The following is a 23,631-nucleotide window of genomic DNA, read 5'->3' as shown; positions in this document are numbered from 1 at the left end:
CAATTCGACAGCGTTCCTAACGAACCTTGTCAGCGCTGGTAGGCACGCGGGACCGGGTTATGCGCACGTTAAGGGCCGGCTGCTCGCCCGTTAAGGCGGGCACGGTTGAGGCGAGCACGGGGGCCCGGGCTCAGCGCAGGACCGCGCCTTCGCGGACGGCGTGCCGGCCGTCGCGCTGCACGTTGACGAAGTCGACGAGGCCGACCAGCTTCTCCAGGTCGAACCCGGCGTCCATGCGATCGGCGTCGGCGGGAATGTAGACCGTGAGCAGGTAGTGGCGGCCGGTGGCCGCGCCGAGCGCGTCGAGTTGCGCGCGGAACTCGGCCAGCAGGGCCGTCAGGTTCCGCCTGTCGTCGACGCCGGTGTGGTTGCCCAGGTGGCCCTCGCCGCCGGGCCACTCCCAGTCGACGTCGATGCCGTCGAAGACGCCCGCCGCGCTCCCCGGACCACCCCTGCCCTCGGCGCCCGGCAGGTCGCCCCTGATGTACGCGTCGAGACACGACTTGACGAACCTCTGCCGGGTGGCGGCGGTGCGCGCGACGTCGGAGAAGTACTTGGAGTAGGTCCAGCCGCCGATCGAGATCAGCGCCTTGAGGCCGGGGTGGCGGGCCTTGAGCTTCTTCAGCTGGTTGAAGTTGCCGGCGAGCGGGGCGTCCGGAGGGTCGGCCACGCCGTCCAGCGACTCGGCGGCCGTGAAACCGCGCTGGTAGTCGGCCCAGGCGTCGCCCGCGCCGTCGCCCTGGTCGGGGTCGTTCGGGTCGGGCGCGGGCGGCCGGGTGACCCCGGTGAGACAGGTCAGCGAGCCGGGGTCGATGTTCGCGAAGGCGTAGAGGACGTGGGTCAGCCTGGCCGCCAGCCCGCTCGTGTCGAGGTCGCGCACGGTGGACGTGGCGCCGTACGCGCCGCGCTGCGGAACGTACCCGACCCTGATGTGGCCCGGCGAGGGGGACGGCGACGGGGTGACGGTCACGGTGACCGTCACCTCAGGCACGGGAGCGGCCGCGGCGGCCTGCGCCGGCACGACCCGCGCGGGAGCCCCTGCCTGGGCCGACACGGCCCGCGCGGGAGCGACTGCCTGTGCCGGTGCGGCCTGTGCGGGAGCGGCTGCCTGCGCGGGAGCAGCGGTTTGTGCGGGAGCGGCGGCCCGCGCCGGTGCGGCGGCCGCCCTGGGCACCACGACGCGTGACCTGGCCTGCGCCTGGCCGAGAACCGTGATGCCGGTCTCGGTGGCGCGGGCCGGGCCGTACCAGGCGACGAACAGCGAGGACAGCACGGCGCTCAGGACCACGACGGTGAAGGCGCCCCGCATGATCGCTCCCATGGTGGGCTCCGAACAAGGACGAGCCTCCGCGACGGGACGCGGAGGGGGGAAAGTAATGCCGCGGGAGCGTAGTGGCGGCGCCGCCGGGCGGACAAGGAGCGCTGTCTTAAGCCCGGATTATGCGCGGCTCATGTCGCAGGCGGGCACGTTCCAGCGGCGCCACCTGCGGTTATCCATGATGCCCCGCTTCTTTGCAAGTTTCACCCCCATCGGCGTTCGGCGACCCTGCCAGTCCATGCCAGTTTCGTGCCAGCTTCGTGCCAGCGCGGGCGGCGACCGTCGGACCATGACGTACGCGATTGAGGCCCACGGCCTCGTGAAGAGATACGGCGACAAGGCCGCGCTGGCCGGGATCGACCTCGCCGCGCCGCCGGGCTCGGTGCTCGGCGTGCTCGGACCCAACGGCGCGGGCAAGACCACCGCGGTCCGCATCCTCGCCACGCTCGTCTCCCCGGACGGCGGCCGGGCGGCGGTCGGCGGGCACGACGTGGTGAAGGCGCCGGCCGAGGTGCGGAAGCTGATCGGGCTGACCGGCCAGTACGCGTCGGTGGACGAGAAGCTGACCGGGCGGCAGAACCTGGTGATGATCGGGCGGCTGCTCGGCATGGGCCGTACCGAGGCCCGGGGCAGGGCGGCGGCGCTGCTCGCGGAGTTCGGACTGGAGGACGCCGCCGACCGGGCGGCGGGGTCCTACTCGGGCGGCATGCGGCGGCGGCTCGACCTGGCCGTCAGCCTGGTCGGCCGGCCGTCGATCGTCTTCATGGACGAGCCGACGACCGGCCTCGACCCGCGCGCCAGGGCGGACCTGTGGCGGATCGTGCGCGAGCAGGTGGCGGGCGGGGCGACCGTGCTGCTCACGACGCAGTACCTGGAGGAGGCCGACCAGCTCGCCGACGAGATCGTGCTGATCGACCACGGCCTCGTGGCGGCGAGGGGCACGCCACGCGAACTGAAGGCCAGGGCGGGCGACCGGAGGCTGGAGATACGGCCCGAGCACGACACGGAGAAGGCGGAGCTGATCCTCGCCGAGGTCACCGGGTTGACCCCGCACCGCGGGGAGAACGGGCTGCTCAGCGTGCCGCTGCTGGACTCGGCGGTGAGCCCGGCCGTGTTCCGGCGGCTGGAGGAGGCCGGTGTCGCGCTCTCCGAGCACGCCGTCCGCAGGCCCACGCTCGACGAGGCGTTCCTCGCTCTCACCGACACCACGACCTCGGGGAGGACGCGATGACCGCGATCCCGTCCGCGGGCGGGCGCCGGGGCGCGCTCGCGCAGGGCATGACCCTCGCCTGGCGGAGCCTGGTGCCGCTGAGGAACGAGCCCGGCCGGCTCGTCCAGTTCCTGCTTCAGCCGATCTTCATGGTCGTGGTCTTCGTCCTGATGTTCGGGGCCATGTCCGGCGACCCCGAGCACGCCGCGCGTTACCTGATGCCCGGCGTGCTCACGCAGGTGGCTCTCATCTCGACGAACACCACGGGCATGAACCTCGCCGAGGACATCGTGAACGGCGTGTTCGACCGGTTCCGGAGCATGCCGATCGCCCGCTCCGCCCCGCTCGTCGGGCGGGTGACCGCGGACGCGCTGACGACGGCGGTGACCATCCTGGTGGCCCTGCTCGCCGGGATCGCGGCCGGGTTCCGGATCACGGCCGCGCCCCTGGACGCGCTGGCCGGCCTCGCCCTCCTGCTGCTGTTCACGCTGGCGCTGAGCTGGGTGTCGGCCTGGCTCGGGCTGAAGGCCAAGTCGGTCGCCTCGATGCAGGGCACGGCGACCGCCGTCCTGCTGCCGCTGACGTTCGGCAGCAGCGCGTTCATCCCGCCGGACAACCTGCCGGGCGTGCTGCGTTGGTGGTCGTCGGTGAACCCGGTCTCGCACCTGGCCGACGCCGTCCGCGCCCTGCTCACCGGCGCTCCCGTGGGAACGCATGTCTGGATCACGCTGGCGTGTGCCGCCGCCGTCACCGCGTGCTTCGTCCCGCTCGCCGTACGCGCCTACACCCGGAGGATCCGGTGATGCCGGAGCGGCCGGAAGACCATTTCATCCCGGATCGAGCCGGGCGCGGCGTGCCAGTTGCAGAGGCGCGTAGCCTCCCGGCAGCGCGCGGATCACGATCAGCGCACCGTCCTACCTGCTGCTTCCGGTGGCGGGCAGGCCGAGATCCTCGCGCGGTGCCGTACGGCCGCGCTCGTAGGCGGCGTGGAAGTCCGGGCCCGCCGCCCCGCGCGCCGACTCCAGCGCCTCGGCGGCCCCGGCGTCCGCCCGCCAGCCCAGGTGGGCGGCGTCGGCCGCGCCGAAGAGCACCGCGGAACGCTTCGCGTCGCCCCCGGCCAGGGCGATCATGGCCAGCCCGGCCAGCACGGTCGCGAGGACAGGTAGGTCGGGAGTGGCGCCGAGGGCGCGCAGCGCCTCGTGATGACGCGCGAGCGCGCCGTCGAGGTCGCCCTTGGCCAGCAGCGCCCTGCCGTATTCGGCGTACGCCGTTCCGAGTTGCTGCGGGATGGCGGGGTGGGCCTCCAGCACGGCCAGGGCCTCCTCGTGCGCCGCCACCGCGCCGTCGAGGTCTCCCCTGCTCCGGGCCACCTTCGCCTCGCCCACGCTCACCTGCACCAGCGCGTACGGCGAGACCCCGGCGGACACGTGGGAGCGGGCGGCCGCCACGTCCGCCGCCGCGCCCTCGGCGTCGCCCGACCGAAGGCGCAGCTCGGCCAGGCGGGTCAGCGTGGAGATCGTGTCGTCCGCGCTGACCCATCCTTCGGTCAGTCCGGCGATCTCGTCGATCAGGTCCGCCGTCGGCGCGCCTCTGCGGGCGCGGAGCGTGGCCAGCGTGAGAAGGGCCTCGCTGAGCCCCCAGCGCTCCCCCAGCGCACGGAACCTGCGCACCGCCTCCTCGACGTCGCGTTCGCTGTCGCCCGGCAGGCCGAGCGACCCGCCCCTGATCATCAGCGCCGAGCCGGCCAGCCAGGGATCGTCCGAGGCGGCGTACGCGTCGAGCATCTCGGCCGCCTCCTCCCTGCGTCCGGCCATCGCCGTCACGACCGCCCGCAGGATCGGCAGCATCGGGTGCACCGGGCCCTCGCGCCGGGCCGCCTCGACGAGGTCGCCGAGCTCCCGGCGGATCTCCTCCAGCCGGCCGGGCTCCATCCAGATCGTGCCGAGCCGGGTGACCGTGACCGCGAACCTGCACCCGGCGTAGGCGCGCACCAGCCCGGCGGGCGGGCCCTCGGGGACGAGTTCGAGCACCTGCCCGGCCCAGACGGCCGCCTGACCGCGGTGCCCGCGCAGCCACCAATACCAGCTCAGCGTGCCGCACAGGCGCAGCGCGGTCTCCGCCTCCCGGGAGTCGACGGCCCAGCGCAGGGCGGCGTTCAGGTTGTCCTGCTCGGCGGTCAGCCTGGCCATCCATTCCAGCTGCCCGGCTCCGCGCAGGCGCGGCTCGGCCTCCTCGGCGAGCCGCAGGAAGTGCGCCGCGTGCCGGCGCCGGTAGCGGTCGAGCTCACCGTTGCCCGTCAGCCGCTGGAGCGCGTACGCGCGGATCGTCTCCAGCATCCGGAACCGGCCGTCGCCCGGCGTCTCCAGCAGGGACTTGTCGACCAGGGACGGCAGCACCGCCACCACGTCGAGCCCGTCGTCCCCGCAGACCAGCTCCGCGTCGTCCAGTGCGGCGCCGCCGGCGAACACCGCGAGCCGTTCCGCCAGCGTCCTCTCCTCGGGCGTGAGCAGGTCCCAGCTCCACTCGACGACCGCGCTCAGCGTCCGGTGCCGCGGCAGGGCCGTACGGCTCCCGCCGGTCAGCAGGCGGAACCGGTCGCCGAGGCGGGCCGCGAGCCGCTCCGGGCCGAGCGCCCTGATCCGCGCCGCGGCCAGTTCGATGGCCAGCGGCATCCCGTCGAGGCGGCGGCAGATCGTGATGACGTGCGGGGTCGTGTGCTCGTCGAGGGCGAAGCCGGGGCTCACCGCGCGGGCGCGGTCCAGCAGGAGGCGTACGGCGGGATACTCACCCGCCTCGCCGGGGGTGACGCCCTCCGGGGGCAGGCCGAGGGGCGGGATCGGGGCGAGCGTCTCCCCCGGCACGCCGAGCGGCTCGCGGCTGGTCGCCAGCACGCGCACCCCCGGGCAGCGGCGCAGCACGAGCTCGGCCAGGCCCGCCGCGGCGTCGATCACGTGCTCGCAGTTGTCGAGGATGAGCAGCAGCTCGCGCCCGGCGAGGGAGGCGACCAGGCGCTCGGCCGGGTCCGGCGGGTCGCGCCGCCAGTCCCCGCCCACGCGCGGCTCGGCGTCGGCGCCCAGCGCTTCGAGCACGGACCGCACGACGTCCGCGGGATCCGTCAGGGGAGCCAGCTCGGCCAGCCACGCGCCCTCGCCGTATCCGCTCTCCCCGTACCCGCTCTCGCCCTGCCCGCCCGCTTCGGAGCCGCCCTCCCCGGCGGTGCCGTTGCCTGCGGCGCGCAGGGCGGTCTCGACCGCCAGGCGTGTCTTGCCCGCCCCACCCGGCCCGACGATCGTGACCAGCCGGGAGTCGCGCAGCAGGGCCGACAGGCGCGTGACCTCCTCCTCGCGGCCCACGAAGGTCGTCGGAGGCGCCCACACCCTGCCCGCGCGCCGTCCTGTGCGCCGTCCTGTGCGGCCGGCGGTGCCCCCGACGCTGCCACTGGCGGTGTGCTCGGCGCCCTTCGATTGCCGGGGAGGCGCCGCAGGGACCTGCCTGCGGAGCACGTCGAGATGGGCGGCCCGCAGTTCAGGACCCGGATCGACGCCGAGTTCGTCCGCGAGCGCCCGCCGGACCCGCTCGTACAGGGCCAGCGCCGCCGCCTGCCTGCCCGACCGTGCGAGCGCGCGCATCGCCAGGGCGGACAGCCGCTCGCGCAGCGGATGGGCGGCCACCTCGGCAGACAGGTCCACCTCACGGCCGAGCGCGAGATACGCGGCGGCGCGGGCCTCGACCACGGCCAGCCGCCGCTCCTCCAGCCGGGTCGCCGCGGCCGCCAGGTAGGGCACCGCGCGCAGGTCGGCCAGGGCGGGACCCCGCCACAACGCCAGCGCCTCGTCCAGCACCGCGCACGCCTCGTCCAGGTCAGCATCGGGGGCTTCGGCGTCCGGCGCCTTCCCGGTCGCGTACGGCAGGGTCAGTGCGGTGAACACGTGGGCGTCGACCTGCGCCGGCTCGACGCCGAGCACGTACCCGCCGTCGCGCCACAGCACCGCACCGGACCGCCCGAGCGCCGCGCGCAGGCGTTTCACCAGCGTCTGCAGGGCGTTCGCGGCGTTGGCCGGTGGGCCGTCCTCCCACAGCGCGTCCACGAGCCTGTCGGCCGGGACGAGGCGACCCGGCTGCAGGGCCAGCACGGCCAGCAGCGCGCGCACGCGCGCGCCCGCGACGGCGACCGGAGCCCCGTCGTCGTCGAGGACCTCGAGCGCGCCGAGGAGACGAACCCGCACGCCGGTCAATCCTGCCAGGCCTCCGGAGGCCCGCGACGCCCGGCCGCCGCGCGTTCGCCGCACGGTCGCTCAGATGGCGCCGACCAGGGTGACGACGCCCGCCCCCACCAAGGCGAACGCCCACATCCTGTCGAGGTTGAACCAGGCCCGGCGCAGGACGGCGACGCCGAGGAACTCGTACACCACGACGGCGACGACGGTCGCCGTGAGGAACATCGCGAGCGTGTGCACCCCGGCGACGAGCATCCCGCCGGACATCATGTGGCCGTGGTGACTCGCCGGCATGCGGGTCAGCACGGGCAGCAGCATCAGGCCCGCGCCGTGCACCGACGACATCAGGAACGACCAGGCGGCGAGTTGCGGCAGCGACAGCCGCATGCCCACCCAGCGGAAGTGCCGCCGGGCGAGCAGGTGCCACAGGCCGAACCCGACGAGCACGACGCCCGCCCCGATCGCGAGCGCCGTGGCCGTCACGAGCGACCCGGTCGCCGACACGGCGGCCACCACGAGGGCCACCGACGCGAGGTGGCCCAGCGCGATGACCGGCAGGGACTGCAGCAGCAGGTCGCGGCTGCGCTCCTGCAACCCCCGGGCGACGGCGAACAGCCAGCCCATCGCGGGGTTGATCCCGTGAAAGGTGCCGAGCAGGATGACGGCGGTCAGCGTCACGGGTAGCAGTAGGAGTCGGAGGAGGCGTCGCCGCCCTGGAGGCGGGTCTGGTGCGGGCGCAGGCCGCGGAAGTCGTCGCCGTGCGGGAAGAACCGCTCGTCCAGCGTGAACGAGTCGGCGTCGATCTTCGCCATCCAGGCGCCCACGCCGTCGGGGTAGAACTGGTCGTCCCAGGCTCCGTACAGCGAGTTGGTGACGTAGACCCGGCGGCCGTCGCGGCTCACCTCGACCATCTGCGGCCCGCCGGCGAGCCGCTCGTCCGGCGCGGCCGGGTGCGCCTGCCGCCGCACGATGCCGCCGAGGCGGACCGAGCCGATCTCGACCGGCTTGAACGGGTCGGACACGTCGTACTGCTTGAGCTCGCCGGTGCCCCAGCACGACACGTACAGGCGCTGGTCGTCCACCGACAGGTCGATGTCGGTCACCAGCGGCGGCACCGCGCCGAACGGCTTGAGCACGTCGGGCAGGTCGTCGGGCGAGGCGGGCTCGGCCGGGATGGTGATCACCTTCTGCGCCGCCCAGCGGGAGCCGTCCCCGTGCCTGTCATCTCTGTGCCACAGCCACACGGACGCCGACAGGTCCTCGACGCTGACGACGACCCCGGCGAAGCCGTACGTCTTGGTCGGGTCGTGGGCGGGACGCAGCTCCAGCGCCATCTGGTGCTGGTCGCCGAGGTCCACCTCCTGGACGTGCTTACGCTTGCGCAGGTCCCAGAAGTGCAGCTTGTGGCCGTACTTGCGGCCGAGCAGCAGCTCCCCGACGACGCCGTCCTCGATCATGGAGGGCGTGCCCCACTCGGAGGTGATCAGCACGTCGTGGTTGATGTGCCACCAGAAGTCGTAGGCCAGGTACTGCGGGCCGCGGTCCACCTCCCACCGGCCGAGCACGTCGAACGAGTTGTGGTCGAGGATCGCGATCCCGCCCGGCCCGTCGTCGCCGTAGCCGCCGAGCGCGCTGACGTAAAGGCCCTCCGGGCCGCAGTGCACGGTGTGCGGGCGGGAGTAGCCGGCCCGCTTGCCCAGCTCCTCGGCCTCGATGACCTTCACGAGCTCCGGGCTGACCCGGTCCTTGGTGTCGTACACGTAGATCCGCGACGACCGCAGGCCGGGGACGATCAGGTAGCGCCGCTCGACGTGCGGGTGCGGCGCGTAGGGGCACAGCGCGCTGCTGCAGGCGTTCCAGCCGAAGTGGTGCAGCTCGTCCCCCGTGTACGGCAGGTCGGTCCAGCCGACCACGGTCCCGTACGACGGGGAGCCGGGGTCGGTGTCGAGCACGGCGAGCGCGTCGGGCCGCTGGGCCGACCGGTCGAAGGCGGCCACGTAGGCCAGCTTCTCCGGCGGCGCCTCCGCGGCGTCCCTTGGCGAGGGATAGAAGGTGGGGTCAGGCTTCCACAACGTCATGCACCCCAGGATTCTCCTGCGTTCCCTACCAAGTCAATAGGAATCTACTGACTGTGACCGGCGCCTGGATAGGGCTATAACAGGACATGCGGTTTCTTGACGGGAGCGGGCATGTTCTTCGGCATCACCAACATCTGGACCTACATCGCGGGATCGTTCCTGATCATCCTGCTGCCCGGGCCGAACTCGCTGTTCGTGCTCTCCACCGCCGCCCAGCGCGGCGTGCGGCAGGGCTACCGGGCGGCGGCCGGGGTCTTCGCCGGCGACTCGGTCCTCATGTTCCTGTCGGCCGCGGGGGTCGCGTCGCTGCTGAAGTCCACGCCCGTCCTGTTCTCGATCGTGAAGTACTCGGGCGCGATCTATCTGGCGTGGATCGGCTTCGGCATGCTCCGCGGCGCCTGGCGCTCCCTGCGGGCCTCCCGTGACGGGGTCCCGGCCCAGGTCACGGAGGCGGCCCAGGCCGCGGAGGAGGTCCCCGCGCCGGTGGGCAACCCGTTCCGCAAGGCGTTCACGATCAGCCTGCTCAACCCCAAGGCCATCTTGTTCTTCGTGGCGTTCTTCGTGCAGTTCGTGGATCCGTCGTACGGCGCGCCGGCGCTGTCGTTCCTGATCCTCGCGCTGATCGTGCAGGTCTTCAGCGTGACCTACCTGAGCACACTGATCTTCGGCGGCACGTTCCTCGCGAGCCACTTCCGGCGCCGCCGCAAGCTGGCCGCCGGGCTCACCACGGGGGTCGGCGCACTCTTCCTCGGCTTCGGCGCCAAGCTGGCCACCGCGACGCTGAGCTGACACTCACCCGCCGCCGGACGTGCTCACCCGCCGGCGGCCGTGCTCACTCGCCGTGCAGGTCGGCGAGGGCGTTCTCGAAGGCGTCCATCGCCCGCTGGATCCGGTCAAGCCCGGCCGACGGCAGCCAGGCCATGACACGGGCGACACCGGCCTTCTCGCACTGTTCCAGCGCGCCGGGGTCGGCCGGCGCGGACAGCATCACGACCTCGACGTGCCTGCCCTCCTCTTCGGCCCGCCGGAACAACTCGGGGACGCGCTCCAGGATCCCGGGGCCGTAGTTGGGCAGCCACGCGTCGCCGTAGGCGAGCACGCGGTCGAACACGCGCGGCCCGACGCCGCCCACCAGGATCGGCGGGTACGGCTTCTGTGCCGGTTTGGGCCACGACCAGATCGGGTCGAAGGACACGAAGTCACCGTGGAACTCGGCCTCGTCACGGGTCCAGATCTCCTGCATCGCCCGGAGGCGCTCCCGCAGCACGGCGAAGCGGCGGGCCGGATCGACGCCGTGGTGGCGCAGTTCCTCGCGGTTCCATCCGGCGCCGACGCCGAACTCGAACCGTCCGCCGGTCAGGTTGTCCACGCTGGCCACCGTCTTGGCCAGGCCGATGGGCTCGTGCTCGGGCACCAGGCAGATGCCCGTCCCCACGCGCAGCCGGGTCGTCGCCGCGCCCGCGGCCATCGAGGCGATGAACGGGTCGTAGCTGTGCCAGTAGCGCCGGGGCAGTTCGCCTCCCCACTCGTCCTTCGGCGTCTGGCCGCCGGACGGCACCGGGATGTGCGTGTGCTCGGTGAACAGCAGCGCCGTGTGGCCGCGCTGCTCGACGAGCCGGGCCAAGGCATCAGGACGAACCGCATCATCCGTTGCGAAGTAGCCGAAACCTGAGTCCATGCCGTCAACGTAACCCGCGTTCACCGCCCGCCGGGGAAAGCGCCCAGCGGCCCCCGGTAAAGCGCTGATCAGGGGTTTTCCATCCGGCAGGACGCCCGCGAGAGGTATGCCGTACCGTTATGGAACGCGGGGGCGGTTCGTGCATTCGGCCCCCGCAAGACTGGCGGTCAGGTACGGTAAGCCACCGACGAAGCCGCCCAACCCGGGCGTTTCCATCCGCTATGTCCGGGTAGGCGCGTTGCCCAACTACAGCGTCGGTCTCCCCCACCGGCCCGTTGGAGTCACCATGAACCACACGCCCTTCGCATTGCCACGGCTCACCGCGCTGATCAAGCAGGCGGTGCCCCGGCTCCTCGAAGGCGTGGTGGCTCCCCTCGTGGTCTTCTACGCGGCCCTCGCGGTGCTCGGGCTGCGCGGCGCGTTGATGGCCGCGGTGGCATGGGTCTACCTGGGCGTCCTGTGGCGGCTCATCCGGCGTCAGCCCGTGCCGGGAACGATGATCATGGCGACGATCGCGATCACCTTCCGCACCGTGATCGGGTTGTGGACCGGCAGCCCCGTCCTCTACTTCATCCAGCCGGAGCTCGGCACGATCTGCATCAGCCTGGTTCTCCTGGCCTCGGTGCGGATGCGCCGCCCGCTGGTCCAGCGGCTCACCCTCGACTACATCCACCTGCCGTCGTTCGTGCTGCGGCACGAGCGCGTCCGCACCTTCTTCGCCCGGATCACCCTGCTGTGGGCGTTCGTCCTCCTGGTCAACTCGGCCATGAGCATCTGGCTGCTGCTGCACGAGTCGATCGGCGACTATCTGATCATCCGCACCGCCGCCGTCGCCGTCGTCACCGGCCTGGCCTTCGTCGCGTCCATCTGGGCGTTCCGCCGGGTCCTGCGGCGGCTGCACACCGAGGTCCCGGCGATCACCCGTTAGCCCTCCAGCCGGTGCGTGCGCACCGCCTCGTCGCCGCGGGTGTGCCAGGCGTCGAACGCGAAGGCCGCGACCTTCCATCCCTCGGCCTGCCGTACGAGCCGGAGCCGGTAGACGCCCCACACCTCGAACATGCCGCCGCCGAGCGCGGCGTCGAGCAGGTTGTAGGAGTACCCCTTGGTGGTCACGTGCGCCTCGGCGCCGTCCACCGTCACGGCGAAGTTGCTCACGGTGTGGAAGCTCTGCTTGCGGGCGTGCAGGCCGGTGCGCCACCCGTCCACGAGGGCGTCGGCGCTGATCCGGGCGGGCTCCCCGCCGTTGAGGCTGGTGAAGTCGGCGTCCACCTCGTCGTCGAACAGCTCCCGGCACACCGGCCAGTTCTTGGCGTCCACGGTGTCGAAGACGGCCGTGACGACGTCCACGATCTCGGCCCGGTCCACCAGAGCGGCGATCTCATCCATGCGCCCCATCCTGCCCTACGTGATCTGTGATAGGCACGCTTGTCATGGGTACCGCACTGGTCACCGGCGCCTCACGAGGTCTGGGCGCCGTCATCGCCGAACGGCTCGCCGCGGACGGCTGGCACGTCGCCGTCAACTACGCCAACGACACGGCCGGGGCCTCCGCCGTCGTCGACCGCATCACCGCCGCCGGCGGCTCGGCCCGCCTGGCCCGGTTCGACGTCACCGACGAGGAGTCCGTACGGGAGGGCGTGGCCGCGATCGGGCACGTCGAGGTGGTCGTCAACAACGCCACCGGCCCCCAGCCGCTGATGCCGGTGGAGAAGCAGACCTGGGAGGACCACCTCGGCCAGCTCCGCTTCTTCGTCAAGGCCCCGCTGCTGATCCTGCAGGCCGTGCTGCCCGGCATGCGCGAGGCCGGCTCCGGCCGGATCGTGAACGTGGGCAGCGAGGTCGCGGATCTCGGCAACCCGGAGTTCGGGCACTACGTCGCCGCCAAGGCCGCGATGCACGGGCTCACCCGGTCGTGGGCCCGGGAGCTGGGGCCGTACGGGATCACGGTGAACACCGTCGAGCCGGGCTGGATCCCCGTGGAGCGGCACGCGGACGTCCCGCCGGAGGACTACACCGGCTACCTGCGCGACGTCCCGCTGGGACACATGGGCGTGCCGGCGGACGTGGCCGAGACGGTGGCGTTCCTCGCCTCCCCCGGGGCCCGGTTCGTGACCGGCCAGCGGCTCGCCGTCAACGGCGGCAAGACGATGAGTTGACGCGCTGAACGTAAAGAATCATGTGATTCGCGAGCAGTTTCGGCAAAAAATCGGTTAATGTCCGTTCATGTCCGGCGCATATTTTCCCCGAATCCAGACCGTCACGGGCGCCGTCCCCGTCGCAGAGATCGACGGGCCGGTGCTGCCGTACGAGCACCTGCGCACCGACACCCGCTGGGGGATCGGCGTGGACTCCGATCCCCATCGGTGGCTGGACGAGGAACGATACGTGCTGGCCGAGGTCAAGAACCTCGGCAGGGAGCAGGCGCTGGGCCTCGTCGTGGAGCACAGCTGCATCGGGATGGCCCGCGACCCCGCGGCGCTCGCCCGGATCTCGATGGCCGCGCGGGTCCCGATCGTGGCCGCCACCGGCTTCGCCGCGCAGCCGTTCGCGGGTGAGGCCGTCACGCGGTACGGCGTGGAGGACCTGACCGCCGACCTGCTGCACGAGATCGGCGCCGGACTCGACGGGACGGGCGCGCGGCCGGGCGTCATCGTCGCCGCCGCATGGGACGAGACGCCCACCCCCGCCGAGGAGCGGGCCGTCACCGCCGCCGCCCGCGCCTCGCTGCGTACCGACCTCCCGGTGGCGACGGGCGGCCTGGAACTGCTGGAACTCCTGCTCTCGCAGAACGTCCCCGCCCGGCGGCTCAGCGCCCGCACCGGCGACCCGCTGGCCCAGCGCAAGATCGCCGAGACCGGCGCGTACGTGAGCGTGGACGACGCCGAGGACGTCCTCACCCTCCTCGAGGGCGGGCACGCCGAGCGCGTCCTGCTCAGCAGCGGCGTACGCCTGCGGGAGCACCTGGCCGGCTATGGCGGGCAGGGGTACGGCCGGCTGTTCTCGTCGGTCCTTCCGGCCCTGCGGGAGGCCGGCGTGGACGACGACACCCTGCGTCTCATCACCCACGAGAACCCGCTCCGCTGGCTCACCGCCTGACGTCACCGCCCGGATCCCGACCGCCATATCCCGCGGCGCCGCGGGCAGAGGCGTGGTCATGTTCGCCGGATTCGAACTCAGCTACGTCGAGGTCGGAAATGCGCGGCTCCGGGTGCGGTACGGAGGCGAGGGACCGGCGGTGCTGCTGGTCCACGGGCACCCCCGGACGCACACCACATGGCACCTGGTCGCGCCCGCTCTCGCCGCCGCCGGATACACCGTCGTCTGCCCCGACCTGCGGGGCTACGGCCGGTCCACGGCGCCTCCCGACGAGCCCGACCATTCCCAGGCCGGCAAGCGCGCCATGGCCGGCGACCTGATCGCGTTGATGCGGGAAGTCGGCCACGAGCGGTTCCACGCCGTGGGCCACGACCGCGGCGGCTATGTCGTCCAGCGCCTCGCCCTGGACCATCCGCATGCCGTGGACCACGTCGTCATCCTCGGCGATGTGCCGATCGGTGAGGCACTTGCCCGCTGCGACGCCAGGTTCGCCCACGCCTGGTATCACTGGTTCTTCATGGGCCAGCCCGCGCCGCTGCCCGAGCGGTTGATCGCCGCCGACCCGGACGCCTGGTACACGCTCGATCCGGATCTGATGGGCCGGGAGAACCACGCGGACGTGGCCGAGGCGGTGGCCGACCCCCGGGTGCGGCACGCGATGTGCGAGGACTACCGTGCCGGGCTAGGCGTGGACCGCGCCGCCGACGACGCCGACCGGGCAGCCGGCCGCCGGATCACCAGCCCCCTGCTGGTCCTGTGGGGAGCCAAGGACGACGTGGCTGAACTGTACGACCACGACGTTCTGGGCGTGTGGCGACCGTGGGCCACCGACCTGTCCGGTCACGCCCTCGACACCGGCCATCACATGATGGAGGAGGCACCCGATCTCCTCACCGAGGCCCTGCTGGACTTCCTCCCCCGCCCGTGATCCCGGCGTACGGCCCGGTCTGGAGTCGAACCCGCTCCGCCGGCTCACCGCCTGACGCCTCCACGGGAATGGCACGATGTACGGCTGTGGTGACGATCGCCGACTGCCGACGCGTCCAGACCGGCTGGTTCCTGCTCCAGGCCCGGGCCCTGGGCGGCGAGGTGTGGACGGACGGCCCGCTGACCTGGATCGACGGGCCGGACGGCCAGAACCTCATGTTCCCGAGGGAGATGACGACCGCGGCCGTCGTCCGCGGCGTCGAGCGGGCCCGTGACCGGGGACGGCCCATCGTGGGCGCCTGGCTCGATCCGGCCGTCGACCCGGCGCCGCTGGCGGAGGCGGGCTTCGAGCGCGGGTGGGCGCCCTGGTGGATGACGGCCGACCTGTCCCGGCCGATCGGCCGCCCGGCCCCCGGGGTCGAGCTGCAGGAGGACACCGCCGACTACCGGGAGACCGATCCCACCTACCGCGAGCTGCTGGCGCTGACCCGGCTGCGGCCGGCCCGCGCGTGGTACGCCGCCGCCTACACCCGCTCCCGCCGGTTCGCGGGCCGGGCCTGGTCGTTCCTCGACGGCGACCTGGCCGGGATCTTCGATATGGAGGTCTGGGAGCCCTTCCGGCGGCGCGGGTTCGGCACCGGCCTGCTGCACGCGGTGTGCGAGGCCGCCCGCGCCGCCGGGGCGCGGCACGCCGTGCTGAACGCGACCCCCGAGGGCGAGCGGCTCTACAGCGCGTGCGGCTTCACCCGCGTCGGCGACGACATCACCTGGTGGCTCCACCTGAGCGACTGAGAGCCCTGCGGGCCATCGACGTGCTGGTGGCTACCTGCGAGCGAAAGGCGCGGCGATTTCGCGAACGGCCTGGGCGGCACCCCAGTTGTCGTCGCCGTGGGCGATGATGCTCAGCAACTCCCGCAGGTGAAACAGCGGCATGCGGTCGTGCCAACCGTCAGCCAGCGGAGTGATCTCTGTGTATGCGGCGAAGAAGCGGTCCGACGCAGGCGGACGCGGTGAGCACCACAGCATGCTCAGGTCGGCCTCGGCCCAGCTGTAGGAAACGGCCGGATCAAGCAGGATCGGCGCGCCTGATTGATCACTGGCGATGTTCCCGCACCACAGATCGCCATGAGTCAGCACCGGCGGTTGGGGCGGCACCAACTCGGGAAGGGCGGCGCACAGGTGCTCCAGCGCCCGGCGATCCTCGCGGTCGAACGCCGCCTCGACCAAGGGTTCGGGCAGCCAGCGCAGGATGCGGCGCTGGGCGAAGAAGGAGTATCCGTCGTCGTCCCAGGTGTTGTCCTGTCGCATGCGGCCCAGCCAGCCGTCCCGGTGCCATCCGAAACGGTCGCCGATCGTGGTTGTGTGCATTGTGGAAAGTACGCGGGCCAGGTCCTCCCAGAACCGCTCCTCATTGTCCCGGCGAGGCTCGAGCGGCTGAAGCACGAGAAGGTTCGGTGTCACCGCCAGCACGTCCGGGGTGACGGCGCCGCCGAGTTCACGGAGCGCCCGCAGGCCTTCGGCCTCGACTTCGAAGACGTCCGAACCGGACCCGGACAGCGTCTTGGCGAAAACCTGTGAACCGTCGCTCATAGTGGCGATGCCCGCCATGGCCACCACACCGCCGGTGGCCACCCGTACGGACTGCGCGGCGAATCCCGCGTCGTGAAGCCGGCGGAGGAGAAGATCCATATGTCGACGTTACGAAGACGACTCCTGGCGCTTCAAGCAGCCAGGAGATGAGCAGTGCGGGATGTGCGACGACGGGGCCGTGCCCGGCCCCGCCGTCGGCACCGCTACGGCGCCACTAGGAGTCGAAACCGACGCCGAAGGCGTCGAGGGTGCGCAGCCAGGCGTTGCGGCGGCCCTCGTGCTCGTCGGCCCGGGCGATGGCCCAGCGGGTGAGCTGGATGACGCCCGACCGCACCGGCTCGGGCGGGAAGGGCACCGGCTTCTGCCGCACCATGCGCAGGTCCGTACGCTCGGTCACCCGGCCCTGCAGCAGGTCGAGCATCACGTTGGCCCCGAACCGGGTGGCGCCCACGCCGAGGCCGGTGTATCCGGCGGCGTAGGCGAGGCGCGAGCCGTACGCGGTGCCGAAGAAGGCGCTGAACCGGCTGCAGGTGTCGATGACGCCGCCCCACCTGTGCGTGAAGCGCAGGCCGTGGAGCTGCGGGAACGTCTCGAAGAAGTGCGTGGCGAGCTTCTCGAAGGTGGCGTCGCGCTGGTCGTACTCCGGTTTGACCAGGCCGCCGTTGTGATAGACGGCGTCGTAGCCGCCCCACAGGATCCGGTTGTCGTCGGTCAGCCGGTAGTAGTGGAACCGGTTGGCCGAGTCGCCGATGCCCTGGCGGTTGCGCCAGCCGATCTCCGCCAGCAGGTCGTCCGGCACCGGCTCGGTCATCAGCGCGTAGTCGTACACCGGCACGAGGAAGTGCCTGAGCCGGCGCAGCAGCGGCGGGAAGGCGCCGGTGCCGAGCGCCACCCGCCCGGCCCTGACCCGCCCCTTCGGCGTCTCCAGTTCGAGCGCGACGCCGTCGTCGTGCAGGGAGCGCACCGGCGTGTGCTCGAAGACGCGCACGCCGAGCCGCACGCAGACGTCGCGCAGCCCCCACGCCAGCCGCGCGGGATCGACCATGGCGACGCCTTCGCGGTCCCACACGCCGCCGAGGTACGTCGGGGAGTCCACCTCGGCGCGCACCTGCTCGCGGTCGAGCCGCTCCAGCCGCACGCCGAGCGAGGCCGCCCCGCTCACCTCCTCGTCGAGCCCGGCGAGCTGCCACTCCTCGGTGGCCACCCGCAGTTCGCCGGTCCGCTCGAAGGAGCACTCGACGCCATACCGGGTGAGGGTCTGCTCGATCTCGTCGAGGTTCTCCCGGCCGAGCCGTTCCAGCGTCTCGATCTCCGCGGGCCAGCGGTCCTGCCCGTTGCCGAGCCCGTGGGTCAGGCTCGCCGCGCAGAACCCGCCGTTGCGGCCGGAGGCGGCCCACCCGACCGCGCGGCCCTCCAGGAGGACCACGTCGAGCGAGGGGTCGCGCTCCTTGGCCATCAGGGCGGTCCACAGGCCGGTGAAGCCGCCGCCGACCACCGCCAGGTCCGCCGTGACGTCTCCCCTCAGCGGGGGCAGCGGCTCGGGCGCGATCGGCCGGTCCAGCCAGTACGGTTTGCGCTCCGCGTCAGCGAGAGCTTTCTGCGGACTCACACATTTCACTTCCCCTCGAGATCACGGGGGATCTCACAGGTTCTTACAGGGTCCTACATCAGTTCCGGCGCCGGGCCACGAGGCCGTTGACCACGGCGATCAGCACGCCGACCGCGAAGATCAGCGTTCCCATGACGTTGACCTGGGGCGGGATGCCCACGCGGGTGGCTCCCCAGATCCACAGTGGGAACGTCACCGTCCCGCCCGCGTTGAAGTTGGTGATCACGAAGTCGTCGATGGACAGGGCGAACGCCAGCATCGAGCCGGCCAGCACACCCGGGAAGATCATCGGAAGGGTGACCAGGCGGAACGTGGTCCAGGTGCCGGCTCCGAGGTCCCTGGCGGCCTCCTCGAGCGAGCGGTCCAGCGTCATCACCCGGGCCCGCACGGTCACGGCCACGAACGAGATCGAGAACATGACGTGCGAGATCACGATCGTCCAGAAGCCCAGCGGCACGGCGAGGGTGACGAACAGCGAAAGCAGCGACGCGCCCATGACGATCTCGGCGCAGGAGATGGCCGCGAACATGACGACGTTCATCGTCGCCGACCCGCGGAAGCGGTAGCGGCCGAGCGCCAGGCCGATGAGCGAGCCGAGCACACCCGCGATGATCATCGTCAGCACGGCGATGAGCAGCGAGTTCACCAGCGCCTGGGTGAGGTCGCCGATCTCGAACAGCTTGCCGTACCACTTGAGCGTGAAGCCCTGCCAGGCGGTGTTGTAACGGCCGTGCGTGTCGTTGAACCCGAACAGGATCATGACCGCGATCGGCACGACCAGCCAGGCGATCACCAGCCAGGTGTAGATCTGGAGGCCGCGCCCCCTCAGCAGACCCTGCCTCATCGGGCCGCCACCTCCAGCACGTCCTCGGTGCCCAGCGCCCTGGCGTAGGCGAAGATGCCGACGAGCAGCAGCGCCATCAGCGTGAACGACAGCGCCGAGGCCGTCGGGTAGTCCTGTGTGACCAGATACTGGTTCTGGATGACGTTGCCGATCATCGTGGTGTTCGTGCCGCCGAGCACGGACGCGTTGACGTAGTCCGACGTCGCCGGCACGAACGTCATCAGCACGCCGGCGAAGACGCCGGGCAGCGACAGCGGGAGCACCACGCGCAGGAACGTCTGGAACCGGCTCGCGTAAAGGTCCTGAGCCGCCTCCAGGACGCGCGGGTCGATCCGCTCCAGCGCCACGTACATCGGCAGCACCATGAACGGCAGGAAGTTGTACGCGAGGCCGGCGATCACGGCGAACGGCGTGGCGAGGACGCGGAAGCCGTCCGGCAGCAGCCCGATGTCCTTGAGCGGGCCGAGCAGGATGCCGTTGTCCGACAGCAGGAACTGCCAGGAGATCGTCCGCAGCACGAACGACACCAGGAACGGCAGCAGCATGAGGAACAGGTAGACCGACTTGCGGTTGCCGCCCTTGAACGCGATCCAGTACGCGACCGGAAAGCCGAGGATGATCTGCAGCAGGGTCGCGGCCAGGCCGTAGAGCAGCGACCGGATGATCTGGTCGTGGTAGTTCGCCAGGCCGTCGGCGTATGAGTGCCAGTTGAAGGTGAAGGCGTAGCCGTCCTCGACGCTGCCCGACTGCAGCGACAGGGACAGCATGACGATCATCGGGATCACGAAGAAGATCGCGAGCCAGAGACCGCCCGGGAAGATCAGCGCGTACGGCGTGAGCGCCGCCCTGAGCCTGCTCATGACGTGGTGATGGGCTGGAAGATGCTCTCGAACTTCTTGTGATCCTCGCTGTTGGCGAAGGTCACGTAGGTCCGCAGCTTGGCGTAGTCGTCGTCGCTCGGGAACACCAGCGGGCTGTCGGCGATCATCTGCAGGGTCTTCTTGTCGGCTCCGGACGCCTTGGCCGCGTCGGCGAGGATGGCGTCCTTGGCGGACGGGACCGGGGTGACGTAGTTGATGTACTCCGCCAGGCTTCCCGCGATGGCGGGCTCGTAGAAGAAGTCGATCAGCGTGATCGCGTCGACCGGGTTGGCGGCGGTCTTCGGGATCATGAAGTTGTCGGTCCAGATCGTGGCGCCCTCCTGCGGGATCACGAACTTCAGGTCCGTGCCGTCGGAGAGGTTCTTCTGGAAGATGTCGCCGGACCACGCCTGGCAGATCCAGATGTCGCCCTTGGCCAGCGGGTCGATGTACGACTGGTCGTAATATTTCCGGACGATGCCCGAGTCGCGCTGCTCGGTGAGCTTCGCCGCCGCCTTCTCCCAGTCGGCCGGGGTGGACTTGTCCGGGTCGATGCCGAGCGCGAACATCGCGAAGTTCGCGATCTCCTGCGAGTCGGCCATCATGCCGACCTTGCCCTTGTACTTCGGGTCCCACAGGGCCGAGTAGCTCGTCGGCGGCGTGTCGATGTACTTCGGGTTGTACGCGATGCCGGTCATGCCGGACGCCCACGGGACGGTGTAGACGTTGCCCGGGTCGAACGCCTCCTGGGTGTACCGCGCCCCGACGTTCTTGGTGAAGTTCGGCAGCCGGTCGTGGTCGAGCGGCACCAGGTAGCCGAGCTTGATGAGCTGGGTGAGCTGGACGCTGTTGGTGAAGACCATCAGGTCGTAGTCGATCGACTGCCCGGCGGCCAGCTGCGGCTGGATCTTCGCGTACCAGCCCGCGGTCTCCTGGATGACCTCCTTGTAGGTCACCGTGATCCCCGTGCGCTTGGTGAACTCCTTGAGTTCGGGCTTCTTGGGGTCCATGTAGAGCGGCCAGTTGGCGAAGTCGACGTGGCCGTTCTTCGCCTTGCCCGACCAGTACTTCTCCACCTCGGACTGCACCTGGGCGGAGGAAGTGGGCCGGGCCTTGCCCTTGCCCTGCACGCCGCAGGCCGCGAGGGCGAGCCCGGCGGCCGACAGGCCCGCGAGCCGGAAGGCGTCGCGCCTGCCGAGCCGGCGCTGGGTCATGCCGCGGAGGAGGGCGGGATCCTGCCTGAATGGGTCGTTCATAGGGGTTCGTGCTCCGGATTCGCTGTACCGGGGGTTCGGGAATTCGTCGCGGGGATGCGTCGCGAGGGTGCGACGGGAGGAGCTGACGCGGGGATTTACCGCAGCGCGTAGGAGTGCCAGGGCTGCCAGGAGAGCCAGACGGTGTCGCCTCGCTCGGCGGTGATCGTGCTGTCGTGGGCGTTCTGCTCGAAGACCGTGATCTCGGCGCCGTCGCCGAGCACCACGACGTAGCTGTTGTAGGTGCCGAGGTAGACGACCTCGGCCACCGTCCCCCGCACCACGCTGAGGTCGCCTTCCGGCTGCTCCTTGGCGATCTTGATCTTCTCCGGCCGGACCGTGAGGTCGACCGTGGCGCCGGTCGAGAGCGCGCCGTCGGCGGGGACGAGGATCCGGTCGCTCGCGCCGAGCGCGAGCACGGCCGTGTCGCCGGCGACCTGCTGGACGGTGCCGCTCAGCAGGTTGGATGTGCCGATGAACCCGGCCACGAACTTGCTGGCAGGGCGCTCGTAGATCTCGCGGGGTTCGGCGAGCTGCTCCACGAGGCCGTCGTTCATGACCGCGATGCGGTCGCTCATCGTCAGCGCCTCGCTCTGGTCGTGCGTCACGTAGACGAACGTGATGCCGACCTCGCGCTGGATGCGCTTGAGCTCGATCTGCATGGCCTGGCGGAGCTTGAGGTCGAGCGCGCCGAGCGGCTCGTCGAGCAGGAGCGCGCGGGGCCGGTTGACCAGGGCGCGGGCGAGCGCGACGCGCTGCTGCTGGCCTCCCGACATCTCCTTCGGCCGGCGCTTCTCGCGGCCGGTCAGGTCGACGACCTCCAGGATCTCGCCGACGCGGCGCTTGATCTCCGCGTCGGGGACCTTCTTGCGCTTGAGCCCGAACGCGACGTTGTCCCAGACGTTCATGTGCGGGAACAGCGCGTAGGACTGGAACACCATGTTGATGTCACGCTTGTTCGGGGGGACGTTCGTGACGTCCTCCCCGTGGAGCCTGACGACCCCCTGTGTGGGGTCCTCGAACCCGGCGATCATTCGCATGCTGGTGGTCTTGCCGCAGCCTGAGGGGCCGAGGAGGGAGAAGAACTCCCCCTCCGCGATGGCGAGGCTCACGCCCTTGACCGCCCGTACGACCTCGCCGTGCGAGACGTACTCCTTGACCACGTTGTCGAGTTCGATGGCGGGCACGTCTCCTGATACGGGGGCAGCCGAGACGGCTGCCCCCGGGCCCGCCTGGATCTCTGTCATTCCAGGCTTATCCCTCTTTTTCGATAGGTGTCCGGCCGGAGCCGGACGTACCTATTCGCCGATGTAGTGCATGACGTGCTTGACGCGGGTGTAGTCGTGCAGGCCGAAGACGGACAGGTCCTTGCCGTAGCCCGAGTGCTTGAAGCCGCCGTGCGGCATCTCGGACACGAACGGGATGTGGGTGTTGACCCAGACCACGCCGAAGTCGAGCCGCTTGGACATCCGCATCGCGCGGCCGTGGTCGGAGGTCCACACCGAGCCGGACAGGCCGTAGCGGACCCCGTTGGCCTTGGCCAGCGCGTCGGCCTCGTCCGTGAACGTCTGGATGGTCATGACGGGACCGAAGATCTCGTCCTGCACCATCTCGTCGTCCTGCTTCAGCCCGTCCACGACGGTCGGGGCGAAGAAGAAGCCCTTGTCGCCGACGCGGGCGCCGCCGGTGAGGACCTTCGCGTGCTCGGGGAGCCGCTGGAAGAAGCCCTCGACCCGGGCGAGCTGGTTGGCGTTGTTCAGCGGCCCGAAGTAGGCGTCCTCGACGTCGAGGCCGCCCAGCTTGGTGGCGGCGGCGGCCTCGGCCAGTGCCGCGGCGAACTCGTCGTGGATGCTCTCCTGCACGAGCACGCGGCAGGCGGCGGTGCAGTCCTGGCCGGCGTTGTAGAGGCCCGCCCCGGCGATCGCCTCGGCGACGGCCTTGATGTCCTTGACGTCCTCGAAGACCACGACCGGAGCCTTGCCGCCCAGCTCCAGGTGGACGCGCTTGAGGTCCTCGGCGGCGGTCCTGGCGACCGACATGCCCGCGCCGACCGAGCCGGTGATCGCGACCATGCTCGCGGCCGGGTGGCCGACGACCAGCGAGCCGGTCTCCCGGTCGCCGGTCACGACGTTGAAGACGCCGGCCGGAAGGACGTCGCCGAGGATCTCGGCCAGCTTCAGCGTGGAGACCGGGGTGGTGTCGGACGGCTTGAGCACGATCGTGTTGCCGGCCGCGAGAGCGGGGGCGATCTTCCACACCGCCATCATCATCGGGTAGTTCCACGGCGTGACCTGGCCGATGACGCCGATCGGCTCGTGCCGGATCACCGACGTGTGGTCGGCGAGGAACTCCCCGGCGGTGGGGCCCTCAAGGGTGCGGGCCGCACCGGCGAAGAACCGGAAGTGGTCGGCGGCGACCGGGGTCTCGTCCTCGGCCATGCGGGCGCGGGGCTTGCCGGTGTTGCGGCACTCGGCCTCGTTGATCTCGTCGGCGCGGGCCTCGATCGCGTCGGCGACCTTCAGCAGCAGCGCCGCGCGCTCGCCCGGCGTCGTCTGGCCCCACGTCTCGAAGGCGGCCGTTGCGGCGGCGTACGCGGCGTCGACGTCCTCCTGACCCGACACCGGTGCCTGGGCGTATACCTCCCCCGTCGTAGGGTCTACGACGTCGGAGAAACGGCCGCTCGCGGCGTCGACGAACTTCCCGTTCACGAAGTTCTGGAGACGGGTGGTCACCGTTGACCTCCTGGTGGTGGCTGAGTTGTCGCGACTCTGGCAGAGGAAAGAGCCTACGACAAGGGATTTCGTCGCTAAGATACCAAATTGCTACGAAATCGCTTGACGTGAGCGACGGAGCTGACAACATGTCAGACCACGATCGCAACATGTCAAAAACGGTGCTGTAACACCAGGTCGCTACGGCGGCCGAAGCCCGCCAAGAGAGGACACCCCCCG

The 23,631-nt window shown here is 71.1% G+C and carries 21 protein-coding genes; 8 read left to right on the top strand and 13 right to left on the bottom strand.

What is annotated here, in order from left to right; genetic code table 11:
* Positions 1 to 130: 130 nt before the first annotated feature.
* On the bottom strand, positions 131 to 1,321 hold the full coding sequence (locus Msi02_RS34890) for a glycoside hydrolase family 18 protein (RefSeq protein ID WP_204052091.1): 1,191 nt from the start codon (positions 1,319 to 1,321) through the stop codon (positions 131 to 133).
* Between the two features lie 286 nt (positions 1,322 to 1,607).
* Between Msi02_RS34890 and Msi02_RS34885 the strand changes: the two genes are divergently transcribed.
* Positions 1,608 to 2,549: an ATP-binding cassette domain-containing protein gene (locus tag Msi02_RS34885; protein ID WP_204052090.1), complete on the top strand. Its 942-nt coding sequence runs from the start codon at positions 1,608 to 1,610 to the stop codon at positions 2,547 to 2,549.
* The gene (locus Msi02_RS34880) at positions 2,546 to 3,331 is read left to right on the top strand and encodes an ABC transporter permease (protein WP_204052089.1); all 786 of its coding nucleotides are present in this window, start codon (positions 2,546 to 2,548) and stop codon (positions 3,329 to 3,331) included. Before Msi02_RS34885 ends, Msi02_RS34880 begins: the two co-directional genes overlap by 4 nt.
* 111 nt (positions 3,332 to 3,442) lie before the next feature.
* Here the strand turns inward: Msi02_RS34880 and Msi02_RS34875 are convergent, their stop codons facing one another.
* The 3 genes from Msi02_RS34875 to Msi02_RS34865 form a co-directional block, all read right to left on the bottom strand.
* Positions 3,443 to 6,754 (bottom strand): AfsR/SARP family transcriptional regulator, encoded by a 3,312-nt coding sequence (locus Msi02_RS34875; RefSeq protein WP_204052088.1) that lies wholly within the window; start codon positions 6,752 to 6,754, stop codon positions 3,443 to 3,445.
* Positions 6,755 to 6,823: 69 nt separating this feature from the next.
* A complete protein-coding gene (locus Msi02_RS34870) occupies positions 6,824 to 7,423 on the bottom strand; it encodes a hypothetical protein (protein WP_239109014.1) in 600 nt (199 codons plus the stop codon).
* On the bottom strand, positions 7,420 to 8,823 hold the full coding sequence (locus Msi02_RS34865) for a selenium-binding protein SBP56-related protein (RefSeq protein ID WP_204052087.1): 1,404 nt from the start codon (positions 8,821 to 8,823) through the stop codon (positions 7,420 to 7,422). Before Msi02_RS34865 ends, Msi02_RS34870 begins: the two co-directional genes overlap by 4 nt.
* 111 nt (positions 8,824 to 8,934) lie before the next feature.
* Here Msi02_RS34865 and leuE point away from each other — a divergent pair, with 111 nt between their 5' ends.
* Entirely contained in the window at positions 8,935 to 9,612 is a 678-nt protein-coding gene (gene leuE / locus Msi02_RS34860) for a leucine efflux protein LeuE (RefSeq protein WP_204052086.1), read from the top strand.
* Between the two features lie 43 nt (positions 9,613 to 9,655).
* Here the strand turns inward: leuE and Msi02_RS34855 are convergent, their stop codons facing one another.
* A complete protein-coding gene (locus Msi02_RS34855; protein ID WP_239109013.1) occupies positions 9,656 to 10,447 on the bottom strand; it encodes an LLM class F420-dependent oxidoreductase in 792 nt (263 codons plus the stop codon).
* A gap of 340 nt (positions 10,448 to 10,787) precedes the next feature.
* On the opposite strand from Msi02_RS34855, the gene Msi02_RS34850 reads away from it, so the two are divergent.
* Entirely contained in the window at positions 10,788 to 11,429 is a 642-nt protein-coding gene (locus Msi02_RS34850; protein WP_204052084.1) for a VC0807 family protein, read from the top strand.
* Here Msi02_RS34850 and Msi02_RS34845 read toward each other — a convergent pair.
* Positions 11,426 to 11,887, bottom strand: a complete 462-nt coding sequence (locus Msi02_RS34845; RefSeq protein ID WP_179155487.1) for a nuclear transport factor 2 family protein — start codon at positions 11,885 to 11,887, stop codon at positions 11,426 to 11,428. The two genes, Msi02_RS34850 and Msi02_RS34845, sit on opposite strands and share 4 nt — an antisense overlap.
* Positions 11,888 to 11,931: 44 nt before the next feature.
* Between Msi02_RS34845 and Msi02_RS34840 the strand changes: the two genes are divergently transcribed.
* The 4 genes from Msi02_RS34840 (at position 11,932) to Msi02_RS34825 (ending at position 15,316) form a co-directional block, all read left to right on the top strand.
* A complete protein-coding gene (locus tag Msi02_RS34840; protein WP_204052083.1) occupies positions 11,932 to 12,657 on the top strand; it encodes an SDR family oxidoreductase in 726 nt (241 codons plus the stop codon).
* A 67-nt stretch (positions 12,658 to 12,724) separates the two neighbouring features.
* The gene (locus tag Msi02_RS34835; protein WP_204052082.1) at positions 12,725 to 13,597 is read left to right on the top strand and encodes a phosphotriesterase family protein; all 873 of its coding nucleotides are present in this window, start codon (positions 12,725 to 12,727) and stop codon (positions 13,595 to 13,597) included.
* Positions 13,598 to 13,655: 58 nt separating this feature from the next.
* A complete protein-coding gene (locus Msi02_RS34830) occupies positions 13,656 to 14,525 on the top strand; it encodes an alpha/beta fold hydrolase (protein ID WP_204052081.1) in 870 nt (289 codons plus the stop codon).
* Between the two features lie 86 nt (positions 14,526 to 14,611).
* Entirely contained in the window at positions 14,612 to 15,316 is a 705-nt protein-coding gene (locus Msi02_RS34825) for a GNAT family N-acetyltransferase (protein WP_204052080.1), read from the top strand.
* A 30-nt stretch (positions 15,317 to 15,346) separates the two neighbouring features.
* Here the strand turns inward: Msi02_RS34825 and Msi02_RS34820 are convergent, their stop codons facing one another.
* From Msi02_RS34820 to Msi02_RS34790, 7 genes are all read right to left on the bottom strand, one after another.
* Complete coding sequence (locus tag Msi02_RS34820; protein ID WP_204052079.1) at positions 15,347 to 16,213, bottom strand: fructosamine kinase family protein; 867 nt, start codon at positions 16,211 to 16,213, stop codon at positions 15,347 to 15,349.
* A gap of 115 nt (positions 16,214 to 16,328) precedes the next feature.
* Positions 16,329 to 17,723, bottom strand: a complete 1,395-nt coding sequence (locus tag Msi02_RS34815) for an NAD(P)/FAD-dependent oxidoreductase (protein WP_204052078.1) — start codon at positions 17,721 to 17,723, stop codon at positions 16,329 to 16,331.
* A 58-nt stretch (positions 17,724 to 17,781) separates the two neighbouring features.
* Positions 17,782 to 18,567 carry an ABC transporter permease gene (locus Msi02_RS34810; RefSeq protein ID WP_204052077.1) on the bottom strand — a complete coding sequence of 262 codons (786 nt, stop codon included), beginning with the start codon at positions 18,565 to 18,567 and terminating at the stop codon, positions 17,782 to 17,784.
* Complete coding sequence (locus Msi02_RS34805) at positions 18,564 to 19,427, bottom strand: ABC transporter permease (protein ID WP_079319781.1); 864 nt, start codon at positions 19,425 to 19,427, stop codon at positions 18,564 to 18,566. The genes Msi02_RS34810 and Msi02_RS34805 overlap by 4 nt, the downstream gene beginning before the upstream one ends.
* The gene (locus Msi02_RS34800; protein ID WP_239109011.1) at positions 19,424 to 20,641 is read right to left on the bottom strand and encodes a polyamine ABC transporter substrate-binding protein; all 1,218 of its coding nucleotides are present in this window, start codon (positions 20,639 to 20,641) and stop codon (positions 19,424 to 19,426) included. The genes Msi02_RS34805 and Msi02_RS34800 overlap by 4 nt, the downstream gene beginning before the upstream one ends.
* 137 nt (positions 20,642 to 20,778) lie before the next feature.
* Positions 20,779 to 21,927 (bottom strand): ABC transporter ATP-binding protein, encoded by a 1,149-nt coding sequence (locus tag Msi02_RS34795; RefSeq protein WP_204052075.1) that lies wholly within the window; start codon positions 21,925 to 21,927, stop codon positions 20,779 to 20,781.
* Between the two features lie 51 nt (positions 21,928 to 21,978).
* Positions 21,979 to 23,412, bottom strand: a complete 1,434-nt coding sequence (locus Msi02_RS34790) for a gamma-aminobutyraldehyde dehydrogenase (protein ID WP_079319779.1) — start codon at positions 23,410 to 23,412, stop codon at positions 21,979 to 21,981.
* Positions 23,413 to 23,631 lie beyond the last annotated feature (219 nt).

The sequence above is a fragment of the Microbispora siamensis genome (genome assembly GCF_016863095.1).
Taxonomy (GTDB): Bacteria; Actinomycetota; Actinomycetes; order Streptosporangiales; family Streptosporangiaceae; genus Microbispora; species Microbispora siamensis.
This window is presented reverse-complemented; position numbering and strand designations above follow the sequence as displayed.

What these genes read in the sequence shown, in the direction of transcription:
- Msi02_RS34865 (WP_204052087.1), bottom strand. Translation starts at nt 8,823, where the DNA reads ATGACGTTGTGGAAGCCTGACCCCACCTTCTATCCCTCGCCAAGGGAC.
- Msi02_RS34810 (WP_204052077.1), bottom strand. Translation starts at nt 18,567, where the DNA reads ATGAGGCAGGGTCTGCTGAGGGGGCGCGGCCTCCAGATCTACACCTGG.
- leuE (WP_204052086.1), top strand. Translation starts at nt 8,935, where the DNA reads ATGTTCTTCGGCATCACCAACATCTGGACCTACATCGCGGGATCGTTC.
- Msi02_RS34805 (WP_079319781.1), bottom strand. Translation starts at nt 19,427, where the DNA reads ATGAGCAGGCTCAGGGCGGCGCTCACGCCGTACGCGCTGATCTTCCCG.
- Msi02_RS34835 (WP_204052082.1), top strand. Translation starts at nt 12,725, where the DNA reads ATGTCCGGCGCATATTTTCCCCGAATCCAGACCGTCACGGGCGCCGTC.
- Msi02_RS34795 (WP_204052075.1), bottom strand. Translation starts at nt 21,927, where the DNA reads ATGACAGAGATCCAGGCGGGCCCGGGGGCAGCCGTCTCGGCTGCCCCC.
- Msi02_RS34880 (WP_204052089.1), top strand. Translation starts at nt 2,546, where the DNA reads ATGACCGCGATCCCGTCCGCGGGCGGGCGCCGGGGCGCGCTCGCGCAG.
- Msi02_RS34850 (WP_204052084.1), top strand. Translation starts at nt 10,788, where the DNA reads ATGAACCACACGCCCTTCGCATTGCCACGGCTCACCGCGCTGATCAAG.
- Msi02_RS34820 (WP_204052079.1), bottom strand. Translation starts at nt 16,213, where the DNA reads ATGGATCTTCTCCTCCGCCGGCTTCACGACGCGGGATTCGCCGCGCAG.
- Msi02_RS34890 (WP_204052091.1), bottom strand. Translation starts at nt 1,321, where the DNA reads ATGGGAGCGATCATGCGGGGCGCCTTCACCGTCGTGGTCCTGAGCGCC.
- Msi02_RS34830 (WP_204052081.1), top strand. Translation starts at nt 13,656, where the DNA reads ATGTTCGCCGGATTCGAACTCAGCTACGTCGAGGTCGGAAATGCGCGG.
- Msi02_RS34845 (WP_179155487.1), bottom strand. Translation starts at nt 11,887, where the DNA reads ATGGATGAGATCGCCGCTCTGGTGGACCGGGCCGAGATCGTGGACGTC.
- Msi02_RS34800 (WP_239109011.1), bottom strand. Translation starts at nt 20,641, where the DNA reads ATGACCCAGCGCCGGCTCGGCAGGCGCGACGCCTTCCGGCTCGCGGGC.
- Msi02_RS34885 (WP_204052090.1), top strand. Translation starts at nt 1,608, where the DNA reads ATGACGTACGCGATTGAGGCCCACGGCCTCGTGAAGAGATACGGCGAC.
- Msi02_RS34840 (WP_204052083.1), top strand. Translation starts at nt 11,932, where the DNA reads ATGGGTACCGCACTGGTCACCGGCGCCTCACGAGGTCTGGGCGCCGTC.